Source organism: Rhizobium sophoriradicis, assembly GCF_003939025.1.
In the GTDB taxonomy this organism is placed as follows: Bacteria; Pseudomonadota; Alphaproteobacteria; order Rhizobiales; family Rhizobiaceae; genus Rhizobium; species Rhizobium sophoriradicis.
The window spans coordinates 160,336-179,193 of the sequence record NZ_RQIH01000011.1 but is presented as its reverse complement, the minus strand read 5'-3'; the positions used below and the strand labels follow the sequence as shown (position 1 = coordinate 179,193).

Sequence of the window (18,858 nt, the reverse complement as noted above, 5' to 3'; positions counted from 1 at the left end):
CCGGCGGGGTTTTCTTGTGGCCAATGATGAGCGGTGGCGTATCAGCTGAACGAGCGCACCAGACTGCCGACGAGCAGATTCCAGCCGTCGATCAGCACGAAAAAGAGAATCTTGAACGGCAGCGAGATCGAGGTCGGCGGCAGCATCATCATGCCCATCGCCATGGTGATGGTTGCGACTATGAGGTCGATGACGAGGAACGGCAGCACGACGAGAAAGCCGATTTCGAAGCCGCGGCGGATCTCGGAAATCATAAAGGCGGGGATCAGCACCCGGTAGTCGATCGGATCCGATGTCTGGATATTCTGGCCGCGTTCACGAGCCAGATCGACGAACAGCGCCAGGTCCTTGTCGCGGGTATTGGCCGCCATGAAGGTGCGGAAGGGTTCGGCGATACGCTGGACCGCCTCGGTCTCGTTGATCTGGTTGGCAAGCAGCGGCTGCACGCCGCTCTGCCAGGCCTGATCGAAGGTCGGCGACATGACGTAGAAGGTCATGAACAGCGACAGCGACAGGAGGATCATGTTGGAGGGGGTCGAGGAGAGGCCCATGCCCGAGCGCAGGATCGAGAAGGCGATGACGAAGCGCGGGAAGCTCGTCACCATGATCAGGATGCCCGGCGCGACCGAAAGAATGGTCAGCAGGCCGAATGTGCGGATGATCCAGGCGGCGACGGAGCCGTCGACCGGCACATTCAACAAATCGGTCGGCAGCTGCTGTGCCACCGCCAGTTCCGGTACCGCCATCATGGCGGTAAGGAAAATTATAAATCGAATCATTCGATGACAAATGTCCTGAACATGACCTTCGATACCCGCCCTTGCGAACGAAGGTCAACACGTTCCTGAATGTCATCCCTGAGATATTGAAAGCCCCGCGGCCCCTCGATCTGTTGGAGGGAAACGGTTCTGATATAGGCCAGGATATCCTGGTGAATATCCTCGGAAACCTTGACGTCAGGTGGCCCGTTGAACAGCAGCGCGACTTCCAGCCGCACCCAGTTTTCCGAGGGGTAAGCGAGGTTCGAAGTGATCGGCTCGAGCTGGACGACATTATTGGCCTCGGTCGAGATCCGCGCCAGGCCTTCCTCGGCCTTCTTCTTGCCTTCGGCGTCCTTGGCCTCTTCGGCCTCCTTGGCGACCTTGATCTCGGGCGCGACGATCGTGCCGACCGCCCAGCCGCCGCCGGCGCCGAGCAAGGTCAGGATGGCGACGCCGATGATCGTCATCAGCGGTCCGGATTTCTTCTTCGGTTGACCTGCGCTTATGTCTGCGTCTGCCATCGTCATTCGGCCTCAAAGCGGCGAGAAAAGGTCGACGGCCTGCTGGCCGCGCGGAGGCTGCTGCACTTCCATCAGGCGGCCGCGGCCGCCATAGGAGATGCGGGCTTCGGCGATCTTGTCGTAGGAGATCTGGTTCTCGGCGTTGACGTCCTGCGGACGCACGATACCGGCGACGTTCAGAATGCGCAGCTCCTGGTTCAGGCGCACCTCCTGCGAGCCCGAAATGACGAGGTTGCCGTTTTCGAGAATGCCGGTAACGACGGCGGCGACCAGAAGGGTGAGCTTGTCGGTGCGCTCGATCTTGCCCTTGCCGTCGGTGCTGGTGTCGGAGCCGTAGGTCAGGTCGGTCTTGGATTCAGGCGTCCAGCCGAAGATCTGGGCGTTGATGTCCCAGTTCATGCCGCTCGAATTGGTGCGGCTGCGGTTGGTCTCGTTGTCGAAGGAGGCCTTGTCGTTGATCTGGATGTCGACGGTCAGGATGTCGCCGACGTTCAAGGCGCGCGCGTCCTTGAAGAGGGCGGCCTGCGAATCGCTCCACAGCGAATAGCCCTGCGCGACGGCGCGCGGCTGCTTCGGATAGAGCGCCATCTGCGGCGTCTGGCCATAGGCAAGGCCGCTGCCGATGGGGCTCATGGCGGGCGCGCGGCCGATCTCGCTGACCGCCGTCGGGGACTGGCAGCCTGCAAGGAGTGCGAGGGCGGCGATCGCGGCCGGGAAACGCATGTTCATGAAGGATCCTTAGACGTATTGGGATCGGACGCACTGGCGATGACGCTGGCGATGACGGCGGCTTTCTGCGGGTCCATCTCGTTGAGGATGAGGCTCGACTGGCGCGGACCGAGCCGCATGATCACGGCGGAGGCCACCTCGACCTTCATATCCTGCAGCTGGAGTGCAGCCGCATCCGGCTTCATCTTCTTGTAGATCTCGGTGAGACCGGCTTCGGCCTGCTTCAGGAAGTCGTCGCGCCGCTTCAGCCAGTCCTGATATTCGGCCTTGCGCTTGTCCATCTCCTCCATGCGGGCGTCGATGTCGGCGCGGAGCCTTTCCAGCTCCTGCTTCTGCAGGAGGTAACGTTGGTCGCGGGCGGGGTCGGCGATGTTGGTGCAGAACTGCTTGATCTCATCCTGCGAGGTAATGTCCCCCTCCGGATGCTGCTGCGCGAAGGCGCCGGGGATCGACAGAAGGATGAGGCCTGCTGCCGGCAGCGCCAGCCGGCGCAGCAGTTGCAGGACCGTCAGGTCAGGGTTCAGGATCGTCTTCATTGCAGCACAAGCTCCGCCTGCAGGGCGCCCGCCGATTTGATGCCCTGGAGAATGGCGATGATGCCATCCGGTTTCACGCCGATATTGTTGAGGCCGGCGACAAGGGTCCTGAGGTCGGGACCGTCGATGATGGCGACGCGCCCGCCGGTCTGCTCAGCCGCGATATCGGTCTGCGGCTGGACCGCGGTCCGGCCACGCGAGAAGGGTTCGGGCTGGATGATCTGCGGCGTCTCGGTGACCTGAACGGTCAGCGTGCCGTAGCTGACGGCGACCGGCGAAACGCGGACATCGGAACCGATGACGATCGTTCCGGTGCGCTCGTTGATCACAACCTTGGCCGGCGTATCGGTTTCGACGATAAGGTTTTCGACATCGGCCATCAGCCGGGTGAGATCGGCCTGGCGCGGCTTCTGGATCACCACTTCCTGCGAATCCTTGGCTTCGGCGACCGGACCGCCGAAACGGGCCGAGGCATAACCGTTGACGATGTCGGCAATACGGATCGCCGTCGAGAAGTCGGGATTGCGCAGCTGCAGGACGAGATTGACGGAATCCTTGAACCGGGACGGCAATTCACGTTCGATGATGGCGCCGCCCGGCACGCGGCCGGCGGTGGTCACACCTTCGGTCACGGTCGCCGCCTGGCCCTGCGCCTGAAAGCCAGAGACGATGACGGAGCCCTGCGCGACGGCGTAGATCTGGCCGTCGGCACCGGAAAGCGAGGTCATGACGAGCGTGCCGCCGCGCAGCGACGTCGCGTCGCCGAGCGAGCTCACAGTGACGTCGATACGGCTGCCGGGGCTTGCGAAAGGCGGCAGGTTGGCGGTGACCATCACGGCGGCGGTATTCTTGGCGCTGGACTGGCCGCCCTGCGTCGAGATGCCGAGATTCTGCAGCATCGCCCGCATCGACTGCTCGGTGAAGGGCGAAGAGCGGAAACCGTCGCCGGTGCCCTGCAGGCCGACGATGAGGCCATAACCGATCAGCTGATTGTCACGGCCGGCCTGAAGCGAGGCGATATCCTTGATGCGCGAGGTCAGCGCCCAGGCGGGCGCGACGTCGGCCAGGCTCATGGCGAGAACCGCGGCAAGGGTCAGGAAACGGAACAACAATCTCATTTTGCCCTCACATGGACGGTGCCGTCCGCAAGCACCGTACCGCTGACGATGACGCCGGAATCCATATTGCGGGCGCGGATGAGTTGCCCGGTGGCGCCGTCTTCGAGCGGCGTGCCGGCGGCCGAGATCGTCATCGGGCCGAGCGAGAAGACCAGGCGGATCGAAGAGCCGCGCGTGACCGTATAGGGTTCGCGCAGACCCGAAACCGCGATCGTGCGGCCCGGCAGCAGCGTGCGCTTGGAGACCAGGCCTTCGACCTGGGAAATGGATTTGGCAAAATCGCCGGCAAGGTTGGGGTTGGTGACCTCGACCTCCTGAAGCTGGCTGGCCGACAATGTATCGCCGGGGTAGATGATTGTCGTCGGGACGACGGCATAACCCATGCCGGCGTCGGCGCCTGCGGGCATGACGATGCCCGCGACTGCGATCATGGCTGCCGCCACCCATCCCGAGATGTGTCCTGCCCGGCAAAACATCATGTTTCGGCCCTTCCCTCTACTTCAGGTTCTTGCTGACGATGGAGGCCATTTCATCAGCGGTGGTGATCACCTTGGAATTCATTTCGTAAGCGCGCTGGGCCGATATCAGCTCGGTGATTTCCTTCACCGGGTCGACGTTCGAGGATTCCAGATAGCCCTGCTTCATGTAGCCGAAGCCTTCCTCGTCGGGATTGCCGACGACGGCCTCGCCGGAGGCTGCCGTTTCCTGGAAGAGGTTGTCACCGATCGGCTGCAGGCCCGCCTCGTTGACGAAGTCGGCAAGCGTCAGCTGGCCAAGCACGGTCGCATCGGTGGCGCCCGGCAGCTTGACCGAGACCTCGCCGGAGCGGCTGATGGTCAGTTCGGTCGAACCCTGCGGAATGGTGATGCCGGGCAGAACTTCATAGCCGTCGATCGTGACGAGCTGGCCCTGGTCGTTCTTGTTGAAGGCGCCGGCGCGGGTATAGAGCGTGGTGCCGTCGGTCGACTGGATCTGGAAGAAGCCCTTGCCGATCAGCGCTATGTCGAGATCGTTGCCTGTCTGGGTGAGTTCGCCCTGGAGATGCAGATTGCGCACCGCAGACGTCTGAACGCCGAGACCGATATTGGCGCCTTCGGGAACGACGGCCTGGTTGGCGCGGTTGGCGACGCCCTTGGCGCGCTCGGTCTGATAGAGCAGATCCGTGAACTCGGCGCGGGCGCGCTTGAAGCCTGTGGTGTTGATGTTGGCGATGTTGTTCGCGATGACTTCCAGATTGGTCTGCTGGGCATCCATGCCCGTTGCTGCAATGGCGAGCGCTCTCATGTGTTCGTCCTCAAATCAGTTACATCTGCATCTTGGTGACTTCGAGAAAGGCCGAGACGACCTTGTCGCGGATGGCAATCGCAGTCTGCAGCGTCTGCTCGGCCTGGAGCATGGAATCGACGACTTCACGGGTCGTCGCCGTGCCCTTGATGCCAGCAAAGGACATGCTTTCGGCGCCCTTCAGGCTGTTGACGGCCTCGGTCGCCATGTTGCCCATGACGGAGGCGAAGCTCATGCCGTTGGCCGCACCCGCGGTGCCCGGCATGGTCGTTGCGGACGATGAGGCGGAATTTTCGGTGTCGACGGCGCCGAGCGCACGGGTCATCGAAAGGTTGCTGACATTCTGGACGCTGCTGATCATTTATTATTGGCTCTTCAGAAGATCGATCGTGGACGAAATGAGGTCGCGGGTCTGCTTGATGGTCTGCAGGTTGGCGTCGTAGGAGCGGTTGGCTTCACGCATGTCGGCCATCTCGACCAGGATGTTGACGTTCGGCAGCTTGACGACGCCCTTCTGGTCCGCAGCCGGGTTGCTGGGGTCGAATTCGGTGCTGAAATCGCCTTCGTCGACGCCGACCTTCTTGACATTGACCGTCTCGACGCCGCTTGCGCGGTCCATCTGCTGGCCGAAGGTGATCGTCTTGCGGCGATAGGGGTCGGCACCTGGCGTATCGCCGGTCGAACGGGCGTTGGCGATGTTTTCCGAGACGATGCGCAGACGCGTCGATTGCGCCTCGAGCCCCGAACCGGCGATTTTCATAGCGGCGGAAAGCGGATCCATGACAATTACTTCCTGACGGTCATCAGCATCATGCGGTTGAAGGAGCTGACCAGCGAGGTGTTCAGATCGTACTGGCGTTTGATGTCGCCCGACTTCGAAAGCTCCTCGGCCAGTCCGACGGTGTTGCCGGATTCCTGGATGCCGATCTCCTGGTCGAGCGCGGCGTCCTTGACGTCGATATCGCCGCTGTCGCTGAAATCGTTGCCGCTCAGATGCGCCGGATTGGTGCGCGCCATGGCGATGTCGGACCTATCAAGCACGGCGTCAAACGGCGTGACGTCCTTGGCGCGGAATTTCGGGGTATTGGCATTCGCGATATTGCCGGCAACAACCTGCTGACGAATCGTCAGCCATTCCGCCTGTCGCGAAGCCAAGTCGAAAAGTTGGATCGGTTGCATGAGAACTCTCCGTTTTTACTAGCCCGAACCTAGTGCGGTAATCTTGCGTGGGACTTACCGGAAATCGGGCTGGCGGCGCTTTCGGCGAGCTCGCATAAGAGGGGGCCGCACAAGAGAAAGGGCTCCTGCCGGCCTGCGGCGGAGCCCCTGTTGCCTTTGGCATTCCGAAGAGGTTCAGTCGTTCTTGTAGATCTCACCCTTGGAGGTGATGATCACCCACTTGCCGTCCCGCTGCTCCAGCGTCGCAAGGCGGCTTTCGTCGGGCAGGATCGAGCCGATGCGCACCACATACATGCCCGAGGGATCCTCGATCAGCGCCCGGCCGTTGGAGACATGCAGCAGGCGGAAGGAAGACTTGCCGGGGAACGGCTGCTCTTCCAGCAAGTCGCCGCCGTCACGCGCTTTGCCGAGATTGGAGACCGTTGCCGTCGTCAGCGGATCGATCGGCGGAACCTTCTTGGCTGCCTCGTTCTTGTTGACCATGGCAAGCGGCGAGACGCTGAGGACGTTGCGGGCGGGCCAATCCGGCAGTTCGCGCGAGTTGCTGCTGGCGGCGACGTTGATGCCGAACTTCTCTGCGTTGAAGAAGACGTACCAAGGGAAAAAGGCCGAAGCGCCGGCAAGCGCCAGGCCGGCGACGGTGAGAAACCGATCCAGGAAGGCGGCCTTCCTGCGCTGCTTCAGGGAAGCGATGCGTTCGTCGTCGAATTCAGCCACGTCTATCTCCTCTGGATGGGCGCGCCCTGATTGCCCATGCCGGCTGCAGCCTTCAGCGCGCCGGCGAGATCGGCAAAGGCGTCGACCGACTCACGATCGCCCGGCGCCTGTTTCAGGACGTCGTAAATGATGGGGACCTGCTTGACCGCCATGTCGAGATCGGGATCGGCGCCCTGGCGGTAACCGCCGATCAGGCGCAGGTCTCGCGTCTCCTCGAAGCGGTGGATCAACACTTTCAGCCGCGACACCAGCTTTTCCTGGTCCGGCGTCCAGGCCTTGCGGGCAAGACGCGAGATCGATGCGAGCGGATCGATCGGCGGATAACGTCCCTCTTCGGCGAGGCTGCGCTGCAGGACGATATGGCCGTCGAGGATGCCGCGCGTCGAATCGGCGATCGGGTCGTTGTGATTGTCGCCGTCGACGAGGATCGAGATGATCGCGGTAATCGTGCCGGCGCCCTCGGGGCCTGGACCGGCGCGCTCCAGCAGGCGCGGCAGTTCGGTGAAGACCGAAGCGGGATAACCGCGGGCGATCGGCGGCTCGCCGGAGGCGGTCGCCACCTCGCGGATCGCGTGGGCGAAGCGGGTGACGCTGTCGACGATGAAGAGGACGTTCTCGCCCTTGTCGCGGAAATGCTCGGCAATGGTGATCGCCGTCAGCGGCGCCATCTTGCGCAGCATCGGGCTTTCGTCGCTGGTCGCAACGACGGCGATCGCCTTCTTCATGTTGCTGCCGAGCGTATCCTCGATGAATTCGCGCACCTCGCGGCCGCGTTCGCCAACGAGCGCGATGACGACCTTGTCGAAGGCGTCGGCGCGGGCGAGCATCGACAGAAGCGTCGACTTGCCGACCCCCGATCCGGCGAAGATGCCGAGGCGCTGCCCGAGGCAGAGCGGCGAGAAGATATCGATGGCGCGCACGCCGGTCTTGAAGCCGGTCCCGACGCGCTGGCGGGTCATCGACGGCGGCGCGGTGTTTGAGATCGAGCGGCGATCGAGGCCTTCGACGATCGGACCCAGCCCGTCAATCGGCTCGCAAAGCGAATTGACGGTGCGCCCGCACCAGCTGTCGGACGGCGAAATGCGGAAGGCGCCCTTGCGGATGACGGTATCATGGATGCCGATCGGCTCGCCGGGTTCGATCGGGCAGACGTAGATCAGCTCCGGCTCGACACGAACGACCTCGCCGAGATGGACGCCGGAGGCGGATTTATGCGCCACGAACTCGCCGAGACGAACATGGCGGGAAAGACCGCGAACGGTATAGTGGCCGGCGGCAATGGTCTGCACACGACCGCCATGAGCGACCGCGAACTCCGGCGATGCATATTGGTCGACGAGACCCGCCAAATGCGCCAGCTTCGGGGAAAGGCCGTCCTCGGACAGTAGCGTGCTCATGCTTCAATCCCACCCGAAAATGCGATGCATTTTCGGTCGTTGTTCTTATGCATGCCGTCCTCCCAAAACCACTGCACACTTTTGGGCGACATGCATTAGCGGCTGCCCCCAAGCGTCTGGACGGCTTCCTTGAACGAATCCTCGCTGTCGCGCATCAGCGACGAGATGCTCTCAAAGGCGCGGTTGACCTCGATCAGCTGGGTGATCTCGCGCATGGCGTTGACGTTGGAGTTTTCCAGGTATCCCTGCTCGACGCCGACATTGAAGCGGTCGACGACGGCGCGCGGCTGATCGGTGGTCATGATGCCGCTGTTTTCGTAGCGCAGGTAACCTTTGCTGATATCGGCCTCGAACAGCCCGAGCGATCCGACCTGACGGCCGGTCTGATAGATGACGCCGTCGGTTCCGACCGCCGGCTCGCCGGCTTTCGTATCGAGCTGGATCGGCGCGCCGCCGGCGTCGAGAACCGGATATCCCCGGATCGAGACGAGCTCGCCGGTGTCCTTGATCGTGAAGCGGCCGTCCCGCGTCAGCACGCGGCCGGCCGGCGTATCGAGCGCAAACCAGGCATCGCCCTTGATGGCGAAATCGAGCATGTTGCCGGTATGCTGCAGCTCGCCGTTCTGCTCGTTCAGATAATCATTGCCCTGGGAGACGAAGGCAACCTTGGTGTTGAGCTTGTTCTTGGTGGCCGCCACCATCTCGTCGAACTTCACCTCGGTGGCGCGAAAACCGGTCGTGTTCACGTTCGCCATGTTGTCTGCGATGGTGTTCAGGCGCTTTTCGAGCGCCATCTGCGACGACAGAGAAACATAAAGACCGGATTGCATTGTCGGAAAGCTCCAAGCATTGGCGATGAACGGAACGAAAAGCCGGGCGTCGTCTGATCTGGTTCGGCCGGAATTTCGCTGAGGCGGCATCTCAGAAACGGGCGCGAATGCCCATTCGTCTCCTTCAGATTGACGGCAGATGCTTGCGCGAAGCTGGCACGCTGAAATGCCTGCATGCGGCCTTTTCATCAGCCTCACGCAAGGCAGAAACCCTATCGGTCTCAAAGAAAAGCAACGTTCAGATTGGGCTGACGATGAACATCATTATCGGATTTATAGTGACTTGCGGCTGTGTCATCGGCAGCTTCATGGCGATGGGCGGCCATGTGGAGGCGCTGTTCCAGCCCTTCGAATTCGTCATCATCGGCGGCGCGGGTCTCGGCAGCTTCATCATGGCCAATCCAATGAAGGTGGTGAAAGATTCCGGCAAGGCGCTCGGCGAAGCCTTCAAGCACGCCGTGCCGAAGGAGCGCAATTATCTCGACACGCTCGGCGTGCTGTATTCGCTGATGCGCGACCTGCGCACCAAGTCGCGAAACGAAATCGAAGCCCATATCGACAATCCGGCCGAATCGACGATCTTCCAGCAGGCACCCACGGTTCTGAAGAACAAGGAACTGACGGCCTTCATCTGCGATTACGTCCGCCTTATCATCATCGGCAACGCGCGCAGCCACGAAATCGAGGCGCTGATGGATGAAGAGCTCAACACCATCATGCACGACAAGATGAAGCCCTATCACGCGATCCAGATCATGGGCGACTCTTTTCCTGCAATCGGTATCGTCGCGGCCGTTCTCGGCGTCATCAAGGCGATGGCCCACATCAACGATTCGCCCGAAGTGCTCGGCCACCTGATTGGCTCGGCGCTGGTCGGCACCTTCCTCGGCATTCTGTTGTCCTACTGCCTTTGCTCGCCGCTGGTCTCCCAGATCAAGGTCGTCCGCAACAAGCAGCATCGCCTCTACGTGATCGTCAAGCAGACCCTGCTGGCCTATATGAACGGTTCGGTGCCGCAGGTGGCTCTCGAATACGGCCGCAAGACGATCTCGGCTTACGAGCGTCCGTCTATCGATGCAGTCGAACAGGAAATGATGAACCCAGGCGGCGAAAACAAGGCGGCTTAAATGACCATGAGCGATGCTTCGCATGACAAACCGGCAATGGATCCTGCCCTTCTCGCCAAGCTGACAGGCGGGCTCGGCGACAGAGGCCGCGTGTCCAAGATCTGCAGCGCCTTCGGAGAGGTCTACAGCGAGTTCTTTCCCGATGTCATCAAAAGCGAGACCGGCCTCGATGTGACGGTCAATTATCTCGGCTGCGAGATCGGCTACAAGAACCACCTGATCGATGACCTCAGCGCCAACGTCACCCTTGTCGATGCGACGTTACGCAACTGGTCGCAGAACGTCACGCTTGCCTGCGGCAATGGTTTCGTCATCACGCTGATGGAGCACCTGCTCGGCGCCACCGCCGATACGATCGAGGAACCGGCCGACCGGCTGCTCTCGATCATCGAACTCGATCTGGCGGTCATGGTCTTCGACAAGATCGCCAAGGTGCTGCGCTCGGCGGTCAACGCGCCGGGCGGTTTCGAACCGAGCCTTTCGGCCCCGCACGCCCATGACGCGCGCCCGAGGCCGGCGGAAGACAAGCCGGACGAATTCGCCGCCGCCATCAACATGTCGCTCACGCTTGCCGGCATCGTTTCGGAATTCTCGCTGATCGTTCCGCAGACGGCGCTGCTGAAAACCAAGGTGACGCCGCCGAAGCCGAAGCGCCAGGCCGCCGGCGCCTCTCCCGAATGGACCGAACAGCTCGGCGACCAGGTCCGCCGCTCGCATGTCACGCTCGAGGCCAGGATCAGGCTGCAGGATCTGACTTTGCGGACGATATCGAAGCTGATGGTCGGCGACGTCATTCCCTTCCGCGACAGCGGCGAAGTGCGCGTCGAAGTCAGCGCCAACAGCAAGGAATTGTATATCTGCGAGTTCGGCCGCTCAGGCGAAAACTACATGGTCCGCGTCAAGGATACGATGAACTCGGATGACGAACTCATCCGTCATTTGATGAATTAGTCGGTTCTCTGGCCTTTGGGCTGCAAAGGCAGTTTGAGGCAAGTTTCAACTGGAATAGTGATTTCATGGCTACGAAGAAAACACAGCAGAACAGTGACCTCTCCCTGGATGTGCCGGGCAGCGAAGCGGATCTCGACCAGGCGATCGACGATCTGCGCGGCGTGCTGAAGCAGGATGCCGATGGCGACCTGTCGCAGTTTGGCGGCGACCTGGAGAATGATGCCTTCGGAGCAGGAACGGATCTGGCCGCCTTTGGCGGCGAGATTTCGGATTCCCCTTTCGGCGGCGACGATTTCGGTGGCGATTTCGGCGCTGGCAATGCCAGCCCGGCTGCCGGCATGGATTTCGGCGGCGGCTCTTCGTTCGAGGCGGCGCCGGCGCCGCTCGGCAGCGCGCTGACTTCGAACTTCGAACTGATCATGGACATTCCGATCGATGTCCAGATCATGCTCGGCACCAGCCGGATGCAGGTCTCCGGCCTGATGAATCTCAACGAGGGAGCGACGATCGCTCTCGACAAGAAAATCGGCGAACCTGTCGAGATCATGGTGAACGGCCGCAGGATTGCACGCGGCGAGATCACGGTGCTTGATAATGACGACACCCGATTCGGCGTGAAACTGATAGAAGTTTTGAGTACGAAAAAAGCCTGATCCCTGTGGGGACGGAGAGGTTAGACCATGATGGACTTTGACGATTTCGGCGGCGCGCTAGCCGGGAAACCGTTGACCCAGGCTGAAAAGGCGGCGGCGGTCCTTCTCGCCATGGGAAAGGGTGTCGCCGGCCGGCTGTTGAAATATTTTACCCAGGCCGAGCTGCAGACCATTATCGCATCTGCCCAGTCGCTGCGCGCCATTCCGCCGGACGAACTGCTGTCGCTTGTTTCCGAGTTCGAGGACCTCTTCACCGAGGGCGCCGGACTGATGGACAATGCCAAGGCGATCGAGGCTATTCTGGAAGAAGGCCTGACGCCGGACGAGGTCGACAGCCTGCTCGGCCGCCGCACGGCCTTCCAGGCCTACGAGACCTCGATCTGGGATCGCCTCAGCGAGGCGGAGCCGGCATTCGTCGCGCAGTTCCTGCTACGCGAACATCCGCAGACCGTCGCCTATATTCTTTCGATGATGCCCTCCTCCTTCGGCGCCAAGGTGCTGCTGCAGCTTCCCGACAACCGTCGCGCCGACATCATGAACCGCACCGTCAACATGAAGACCGTCAGCCCGAAGGCTGCGCAGATCATCGAGAACCAGGTGGTGACGCTGCTTGCCGAGGTCGAGGCAGAACGCAACGCAGCCGGCTCGACGAAGGTCGCCGACCTCATGAACGAGCTCGACAAGCCGCAGGTCGACACGCTGCTCACCTCGCTCGAATCGATCAGCCGCGAATCTGTCAACAAGGTCCGCCCGAAGATCTTCCTGTTCGAAGACCTCATGTATATGCCGCAGCGCAGCCGCGTCCTGCTGCTCAACGACATCTCGACGGATGTGCTCACCGTCTCGCTGCGCGGTTCGCCGCCGGAGATCCGCGAATCGGTTCTCTCCGCCATCAGCCCGCGCCAGCGCCGCATGATCGAATCGGATCTGCAGAGCGGCATGGCCGGCGTCAATCCGCGCGAGGTCGCCATTGCCCGGCGCGCCGTGGCGCAGGAAGCGATTCGCCTGGCCAATTCAGGCCAGATCGAGCTCAAGGAGAAGGAAGGCGACGCTTCGGCAGCGGCCTAAGCTTCCGAGACTGTTGACAAATCCGACCGCCCGAAAGGCGGCTGTTGATCGCCCTGCAACAGACGACTACCCTTCATCAATAGGCCGCGCTCTCTAGCGTGTCGCAGAAAACCCGGTTTTTCGCGACGCGCTACAGCTCTTTGTTTTGGTGCATGTCGTCATCCCAAAACCGCTGCCCTTGGGTGGCATGCATTCGCGGCGGCCTGTTTCTTAGACGGAGGGCCGCGACTTGGCAGACGATGACAAGGACAGCAAAACAGAAGCCCCGACCGCGAAAAAGCAAAGCGATGCCGCGGAAAAGGGCAATGTGCCGTTTTCGCGCGAGCTGTCGATCTTCGCGACCATCCTTGCCACCTTCATCTATCTGGTGTTCTTCCTTCCCGAAAGCGTCGGGCGCATGAGCGAAACGCTGCGCGATATCTTCGAGCAGCCCGATCAGTGGAAGATCGGAACGGGGCCGGATGTCCTGGCGCTCTTCGTGCGGCTCGGCTGGGCAATCGCTGCGCTGCTGGCGCCTGCCTTCATCCTGCTCATGGTCTTCGGCATCGCATCGTCGATCTTCCAGAACCTGCCGACGCCTGTGCTGGAACGCATCCGACCGCAGGCTTCGCGCATCTCGCCGATCAAGGGCTGGTCACGGCTCTTCAGCCTGCCCGGCCTCGTCGAGTTCGGAAAGTCGCTGTTCAAGGTCGTCGTCGTCGGAGTGATTCTGTTCTTCGTGCTGAGGAGCGAATATTTCGGCTCGATCGACGCGATGTTCTCCGATCCGCAGACGATCCTCGTTAGGATGATGACGGCGATGCGCAAGATCATCATCGTCATGCTGATCGCCACCGCGATCGTGGCGATCGCCGATCTTTTCTGGACGCGGCATCACTGGTTCACCGAACTCAAGATGACGCGCCACGAAGTGAAGGAAGAAAACAAGCAGGCGCAAGGCGATCCCTTCGTCAAGGGCCGGCAGCGCTCGCTGATGCGCGACCGCGCGCGCCGGCGCATGATCGCCAACGTGCACCGCGCAACGCTCGTCATCGCCAACCCGACGCACTACGCCGTGGCGCTGCGTTACGCGCGTGAGGAGAACGACGCCCCGGTGGTGCTGGCAAAGGGCCAGGACCTCATTGCGCTGAAGATCAGGGAGATCGCCGAGAAAAACGGCATCCCGGTGTTCGAAGATCCGCCGCTTGCGCGCTCCATGTTTGCGCAAGTCTCGGTCGATAGTGTCATACCGTCAGTCTTCTATAAGGCCGTTGCGGAGCTCATACACCGAGTCTACGCCGCAGACGCCAAGAACAAACGGGTAAGATAAGCCGAATGAAAAAATGCCCTCACTCTGCCCAGCGTGAAAAGATCCTCGCAGACGCGATCAGCCCGGTCGCCACTGAACTGCGCCTTCTGGATGCCTCTGACCTTATTTCACTGCTGCGCTTCGAGTATTACGGCAATCTGGCCGATCTTGTCGCTTCGGCCGCGGAGCTTTTCTTTCATCCGGGCACGGTCAATTTCGGCCTGGGCGGAAACTATACGCTGGAATGGGGCGGCAAGCCGGAGGTCGTTCTCGACCTGGAAATCAAGCCGCGCGGCGTCACCGTCTATGCCCAGCTCACCCTTGCCGAGGATCATGCCGGCATCGAAATCAATCATATCGCTTTCCAGGATCCCTCTCCCGACCCCGACGAGAATACCGTCTTCCTGGAAAGGAGCCTTCGGCAAGCCCGTTACAGCCTGAAACCGCCGCGCGCGCTCGCCAGCTGATCGCCCTTGATCAATCAAGCTTTCGCGCCGTCTGTAGTTAGAGCCGCAAGCGCAGCTTCAGCTGATGTAGCCGAGCCGGATCGCCTTGGCGATCGCCTGGATGCGGTTGACGGAATCGAGCTTGATCGTCGCCGAGCCAAGATAGGCGTTGACCGTATGCACGGACAGGCCGAGCTTTTCGGCGATCTCTTCGCTGATGCGACCGTCGCCGGCGAGCTGGAGACAGGCGATCTCACGTTCGCTGAGCGCCTCGGCAGCGCCCGTGCGGCGTTCGTCGAGGGAGAGCAGATCCATCATTATATGGCAGCAGCGGCCGTGCAGCTCGACGATCATGTCGCTCGAAGGATCGATATCATCGCCGGTAAACAGGATGAAGCCATTGCCGACGGCGCCGAGCCGCACCGGAAAGGCGAGACCGGAAAACGGCAGGATGCCATCCCTCAGGCGCGTCATGAACGGCGCGAAGTCGGCCGGGCCGGGGGCCGCCCGGTCATGTGCACCGGCCCATGAAAGCGGCAGCAGCGACTTTTCGAGATGATCGAGAAGGATATCGCCATAGGCATCGGTGAAGGCCTTGCCGAAACCGGCATTGGAGGATCCCCAATTCTCGAGCTCGCAGACGAGGCGCTGCTTTGCCGGCAGGCCTGAGCCGCTGACGCGGAAGATCGCGAAGCCCTGAGCATCGGCGAGCTTCTGCATCGCGACCAGCCGCGGAAAAAGATCGGACCGGCTGGAAATCCTGTTCACCCGCACCATGCGGAGCGGATCGGCGCCGTTCATCACCCTGCTTGATGGATGCCCCATGGATCCCCCTATACGAGATTGTTGCGGACCGCGAAGGCAATGGCCTCCGACCGGGTCTTGGTCGCCGTCTTGCGCATCACGCTGGTGATGTAGTTGTTGATCGTGTTGCGGGAGATTCCAAGGATCATCGCGATCTCGTCGCTGGTCTTGCCTTCGGCGATCCAGAACAGGCATTCCAGCTCGCGGTCGGTCAGCTCGAAATCGCGGTCGACCCTGGCGCCGCCGCAGCGAAGGAAGCTCGCGACATAACCGGCAAGCAGGCCGACATCCCGCAGCCGCTCCGGCGACAGGATGAACCCTTCGCCGAACAGGAACATCAAGGCCAGCCGCGAGCGGCCGACATTGAAGGTCAATGAACAATATTGGCGGCTGGCGCCCTCCGGCACGGTGGCGCTCTCGGGCAGCAGCGCAAAATTCGGCTGGAAGACCTGCATGCATTTTTCCAGCTCGGTGGAGCGCGCATAGCCGCTGACGAGATCGTTGGCGATGTCCTTGACCAGGTCGAAGGGCCAATCCGAGGAGACGACGAAATCGAGGCCGCTTTCCTGGATGAGATCACAACGCGCCAGCAGATAGTGCGAAGCGCCGACATATTCCGTCAGGGCGCGCAGACCGGACTGCAACCTGCCAGTGCTGGCGACACTGTGCAGCCGCTGGAGCAGCTCATCGCGCGGCAACAGAGCCGGCGCCACTGCGCTTGCGAAATTGATCATCTGCCTCTCGCCTTTGCTCGCCTGAAATATGTTCATATCCATTGGCAACGTCCTGCGGCTGAGAAACGATCACACTCGGTGCAACGGCAATTTTTCTGTAAAGGATTCAATTCATGTCCCGCGGGAATCCATTTCGAATCACCCAAGGGTAAGCCAGCCGATGTAAAGTACCATCTCCGACTTCTAGGGATTTACTTTCACCGCCGTCCATGCCCTGATTCGAATGCCGATCATGCCTCTCAAGACATGGTCGAGGCTACGGTGATTCTGGCTGCATCGCAACTTGATTCGCGTTTTACGCGAGTGAGCTCAGCAGCTTTATCCACTAGCCGAAGGGCCTTACCGGCCTTTACGGGGACCGGCAAGCCCCCCCAACGGGAAAGATCGGCATGGACGTGAAAAAGGCCGGTTGCCCGGCCTTTTCTTATGCTGCCTCGTCGATCGCCCATTTCCTGAGGATTTTCGCGGCGCGCTCCTCGTTGATCTCGACCATGCGGGCGAGCTTGCGTTCCGGGCCCTCCTTGACGCGGCGGTTGAAGTTGCCGTCGTCGTCGCCGAGGCTGAGCAGATCCTCGGTGCTGTCGAAGCCGAAGTCGGATCCGAAGCCGTCCATGAGAGCGCCTCCGGACGCGCCTGCGGCCGGCGCGAAGTCCGGGAGCTCGAGGCCGGCCGATTCCGGTGAGGAGTCGCCGAGCGCCGCGCCTGCACCATTGCCGCTGACGCTGCGGACCAGCGGGCGCAGGCCCATCCAGACCACCACGAAGGCCACAGCGACGAAGGCGAGCGAATTGATGATGCCGGCAAGATTGCGGCTCAGCATGTCCATGACGCGGACACCGCCGGTGGCGTCTTCGAGCAGCTGATTTTCAAGGAAGTCCATGGCCGTGACGGTGACGACGTCGCCACGCTTGGCATCGGTGCCAGCCGCCGAGGCGACGATCTTCTGCATTTCGGCAATATAGGCGTCGATCTTGGCCTGATCGGCAGGCTCGCCGACCATCTTGGCGATACGACCCTTATTGACCACCACGGCGATCGACAGCTTTTCGACCTGGTAGCTGTTGCGCGTCGTCGCCGTCGTCTTGCTGTTGATTTCGTAGTTGGTCTGCTCTTCGCGCTTGTCGGACTTGTCCTGCGATTCCGGGCCGCCCGCGCCGCCGGCGTCCGGTGCAGCCTGCGGAATGTTCTGTTCGACGGTCGTCGCGTTGTCGGACTGCTTCTGCTGCGACTGCTGGGCTTCCTTGGTCGAGCGCACCGAGCGTTCGACCTTGGATTCCGGATCGTAGGTCGTTTCCTGAATCTGCTGGGCGTCGGTGTTGAGGTCGGCGGTGACGCTGGAGCGGAAGTTATCCATGCCGAGGAACGGCGCCAGCGCCTTGTCGATGTTGGATTCGACTTCCTGCTGAACGTTCTGGACGATGTTGAGCGAGCGGTTCAGCGAGCTGTTGCTCGCCTCGTCGCCGGAAGCGAGCAGCTGGCCGGCGGAATCGAGAATCGTCACGTCATCGACGTCGAGCCCCGGCACGGCCGAGGCGACGAGGTGGCGTATCGAGCTCGCAGCGCCGCGCCCGGTGGCCGCGCTCGCGCGAATCATGACGGAGGCTGTCGGTTTCTGCTCCGCCTTCCGGAAGTTCCCGACCTCCGGCATGACGATATGGACGCGCGCGGCTGTTATGCCTGAGATCGACTGGATGGTGCGGGCGATTTCGCCTTCCAGCGCACGAACCCGCGTCACCTCCTGCATGAAGGAGGTCAGGCCGAGCGAGCCGACATTGTCGAACAGTTCGTAACCAGCATTGGCGCTGTTCGGCAGGCCGCGCTCGGCAAGCATCAACCGGGCCTTGCCCGTCATGCCCGCCGGAACGGTGATGCTGGCGCCGTCCGTGCCGACCTGGAAATTGATGTTGGCTTCGGCAAGCGCCATGCTGATCTGGTTGAGATCGGGAGCGTCGAGACCGACGTAAAGCGTTTCCTGCGCCGGCTTGTTGACGAAAAGAGCGGCCGCAAGGATGATTGCGATGGAAACGGCGCCGACGCCTCCCAGAATCATCAGGCGCGTCCGCCCCAGGGCGCCAAAGTTCTTAAATATCTGAACTAATTGATTTAACAGATTCATTCTGTTCTCGCACGATCCGTCAACGACAAAGCAGGCTTATTGCCTCATCTGACGAATAATCGGCGAAACTTGTGCGAGCGTTTCGTGGAGCGCGCGCGGGAGCGGTAGGCTCACGCCTGTCATGCTGCGATTTTGCGAGAACGACCTCGGTTGAACCAAGGCCCCAAGGCGGGAGAAGCGAAGCTGAAAGATAGCGGCGTTAGAAGAAATCGAAGTCGCCGGCCGCCTTGCTCAGCGGCTGGGAATGGCCATGGCGGGTGGCGCCGCCCAGCGCCTTCTGCATCTCCGCCAGCTTGACGAGGCTGAGCGCAGTTGCGACGTCGACGGTCCAGCCGAGCGGGATTTCGCCGGTGATGGTGTCGATGAATTCGGCAATGCCGCGCGATTTCTGCACCGCCAGGTCAATACCCTGCATGACCTTCATGGCATCCGGCGAATTCAGGATTTCGGCGCCGCCGAGGTCGAGAAGCTGCGGCTCGATGCGCTCGATCAGGTAGGCGACGTCGTGCAGTTCGGAGACGATGCGCATCAGGATGTCGCTCAGCGCCTCGACAGGCGCGGGCGGCTCCATCACCGGGGTAAATGTCATATGAAAATCC

23 protein-coding genes are annotated in these 18,858 nt (G+C 61.6%); 6 read left to right on the top strand and 17 right to left on the bottom strand.

Annotated features, from left to right (window positions below; all coding sequences use genetic code 11):
• Positions 1–41: 41 nt before the first annotated feature.
• From fliP to flgF, 13 genes are all read right to left on the bottom strand, one after another.
• Positions 42–779 carry a flagellar type III secretion system pore protein FliP gene (gene fliP, locus EFR00_RS19865; protein ID WP_038686899.1) on the bottom strand — a complete coding sequence of 246 codons (738 nt, stop codon included), beginning with the start codon at positions 777–779 and terminating at the stop codon, positions 42–44.
• Positions 776–1,282, bottom strand: coding sequence for a flagellar basal body-associated FliL family protein (locus EFR00_RS19860; RefSeq protein ID WP_077992716.1), 507 nt, complete (start codon positions 1,280–1,282; stop codon positions 776–778). Before EFR00_RS19860 ends, fliP begins: the two co-directional genes overlap by 4 nt.
• A gap of 12 nt (positions 1,283–1,294) precedes the next feature.
• The gene (gene flgH, locus EFR00_RS19855; protein ID WP_038686897.1) at positions 1,295–2,011 is read right to left on the bottom strand and encodes a flagellar basal body L-ring protein FlgH; all 717 of its coding nucleotides are present in this window, start codon (positions 2,009–2,011) and stop codon (positions 1,295–1,297) included.
• A complete protein-coding gene (locus EFR00_RS19850) occupies positions 2,008–2,547 on the bottom strand; it encodes a MotE family protein (protein WP_038686894.1) in 540 nt (179 codons plus the stop codon). Before EFR00_RS19850 ends, flgH begins: the two co-directional genes overlap by 4 nt.
• A complete protein-coding gene (locus EFR00_RS19845; RefSeq protein ID WP_039617905.1) occupies positions 2,544–3,665 on the bottom strand; it encodes a flagellar basal body P-ring protein FlgI in 1,122 nt (373 codons plus the stop codon). Before EFR00_RS19845 ends, EFR00_RS19850 begins: the two co-directional genes overlap by 4 nt.
• On the bottom strand, positions 3,662–4,144 hold the full coding sequence (gene flgA / locus EFR00_RS19840) for a flagellar basal body P-ring formation chaperone FlgA (RefSeq protein WP_038686890.1): 483 nt from the start codon (positions 4,142–4,144) through the stop codon (positions 3,662–3,664). Before flgA ends, EFR00_RS19845 begins: the two co-directional genes overlap by 4 nt.
• Before the next feature lie 16 nt (positions 4,145–4,160).
• A complete protein-coding gene (flgG, locus tag EFR00_RS19835) occupies positions 4,161–4,949 on the bottom strand; it encodes a flagellar basal-body rod protein FlgG (RefSeq protein ID WP_077992533.1) in 789 nt (262 codons plus the stop codon).
• A 19-nt stretch (positions 4,950–4,968) separates the two neighbouring features.
• Positions 4,969–5,310 (bottom strand): flagellar hook-basal body complex protein FliE, encoded by a 342-nt coding sequence (gene fliE / locus EFR00_RS19830; protein ID WP_010029464.1) that lies wholly within the window; start codon positions 5,308–5,310, stop codon positions 4,969–4,971.
• Between the two features lie 3 nt (positions 5,311–5,313).
• Complete coding sequence (gene flgC, locus EFR00_RS19825; RefSeq protein ID WP_010029463.1) at positions 5,314–5,730, bottom strand: flagellar basal body rod protein FlgC; 417 nt, start codon at positions 5,728–5,730, stop codon at positions 5,314–5,316.
• A 5-nt stretch (positions 5,731–5,735) separates the two neighbouring features.
• Positions 5,736–6,128: a flagellar basal body rod protein FlgB gene (flgB, locus tag EFR00_RS19820; protein WP_038686881.1), complete on the bottom strand. Its 393-nt coding sequence runs from the start codon at positions 6,126–6,128 to the stop codon at positions 5,736–5,738.
• Positions 6,129–6,302: 174 nt separating this feature from the next.
• Positions 6,303–6,845 carry a hypothetical protein gene (locus EFR00_RS19815; RefSeq protein WP_038686879.1) on the bottom strand — a complete coding sequence of 181 codons (543 nt, stop codon included), beginning with the start codon at positions 6,843–6,845 and terminating at the stop codon, positions 6,303–6,305.
• A gap of 2 nt (positions 6,846–6,847) precedes the next feature.
• The gene (gene fliI, locus EFR00_RS19810) at positions 6,848–8,242 is read right to left on the bottom strand and encodes a flagellar protein export ATPase FliI (protein ID WP_038686877.1); all 1,395 of its coding nucleotides are present in this window, start codon (positions 8,240–8,242) and stop codon (positions 6,848–6,850) included.
• Between the two features lie 95 nt (positions 8,243–8,337).
• Positions 8,338–9,072, bottom strand: a complete 735-nt coding sequence (gene flgF / locus EFR00_RS19805; RefSeq protein ID WP_009993224.1) for a flagellar basal-body rod protein FlgF — start codon at positions 9,070–9,072, stop codon at positions 8,338–8,340.
• 254 nt (positions 9,073–9,326) lie between these two features.
• Between flgF and motA the strand changes: the two genes are divergently transcribed.
• The 6 genes from motA (at position 9,327) to EFR00_RS19775 (ending at position 14,626) form a co-directional block, all read left to right on the top strand.
• The gene (gene motA / locus EFR00_RS19800; protein ID WP_009993223.1) at positions 9,327–10,199 is read left to right on the top strand and encodes a flagellar motor stator protein MotA; all 873 of its coding nucleotides are present in this window, start codon (positions 9,327–9,329) and stop codon (positions 10,197–10,199) included.
• Positions 10,200–11,150: a FliM/FliN family flagellar motor switch protein gene (locus EFR00_RS19795; protein ID WP_039617898.1), complete on the top strand. Its 951-nt coding sequence runs from the start codon at positions 10,200–10,202 to the stop codon at positions 11,148–11,150.
• Between the two features lie 65 nt (positions 11,151–11,215).
• Positions 11,216–11,803 carry a flagellar motor switch protein FliN gene (gene fliN, locus EFR00_RS19790; RefSeq protein ID WP_077992536.1) on the top strand — a complete coding sequence of 196 codons (588 nt, stop codon included), beginning with the start codon at positions 11,216–11,218 and terminating at the stop codon, positions 11,801–11,803.
• 27 nt (positions 11,804–11,830) lie between these two features.
• On the top strand, positions 11,831–12,871 hold the full coding sequence (gene fliG / locus EFR00_RS19785; RefSeq protein ID WP_077992539.1) for a flagellar motor switch protein FliG: 1,041 nt from the start codon (positions 11,831–11,833) through the stop codon (positions 12,869–12,871).
• Positions 12,872–13,100: 229 nt separating this feature from the next.
• On the top strand, positions 13,101–14,180 hold the full coding sequence (flhB, locus tag EFR00_RS19780; protein ID WP_077992542.1) for a flagellar biosynthesis protein FlhB: 1,080 nt from the start codon (positions 13,101–13,103) through the stop codon (positions 14,178–14,180).
• 5 nt (positions 14,181–14,185) lie between these two features.
• Positions 14,186–14,626 carry a hypothetical protein gene (locus EFR00_RS19775; RefSeq protein ID WP_004672272.1) on the top strand — a complete coding sequence of 147 codons (441 nt, stop codon included), beginning with the start codon at positions 14,186–14,188 and terminating at the stop codon, positions 14,624–14,626.
• 57 nt (positions 14,627–14,683) lie between these two features.
• Here EFR00_RS19775 and visR read toward each other — a convergent pair whose 3' ends face one another.
• From visR to cheT, 4 genes are all read right to left on the bottom strand, one after another.
• On the bottom strand, positions 14,684–15,430 hold the full coding sequence (gene visR, locus EFR00_RS19770) for a transcriptional regulator VisR (protein WP_077992545.1): 747 nt from the start codon (positions 15,428–15,430) through the stop codon (positions 14,684–14,686).
• Between the two features lie 8 nt (positions 15,431–15,438).
• Positions 15,439–16,185, bottom strand: coding sequence for a transcriptional regulator VisN (gene visN, locus EFR00_RS19765; protein WP_077992547.1), 747 nt, complete (start codon positions 16,183–16,185; stop codon positions 15,439–15,441).
• Between the two features lie 382 nt (positions 16,186–16,567).
• On the bottom strand, positions 16,568–18,259 hold the full coding sequence (fliF, locus tag EFR00_RS19760; RefSeq protein WP_077992550.1) for a flagellar basal-body MS-ring/collar protein FliF: 1,692 nt from the start codon (positions 18,257–18,259) through the stop codon (positions 16,568–16,570).
• Positions 18,260–18,458: 199 nt separating this feature from the next.
• Complete coding sequence (gene cheT / locus EFR00_RS19755; RefSeq protein WP_009988093.1) at positions 18,459–18,848, bottom strand: chemotaxis protein CheT; 390 nt, start codon at positions 18,846–18,848, stop codon at positions 18,459–18,461.
• Positions 18,849–18,858 lie beyond the last annotated feature (10 nt).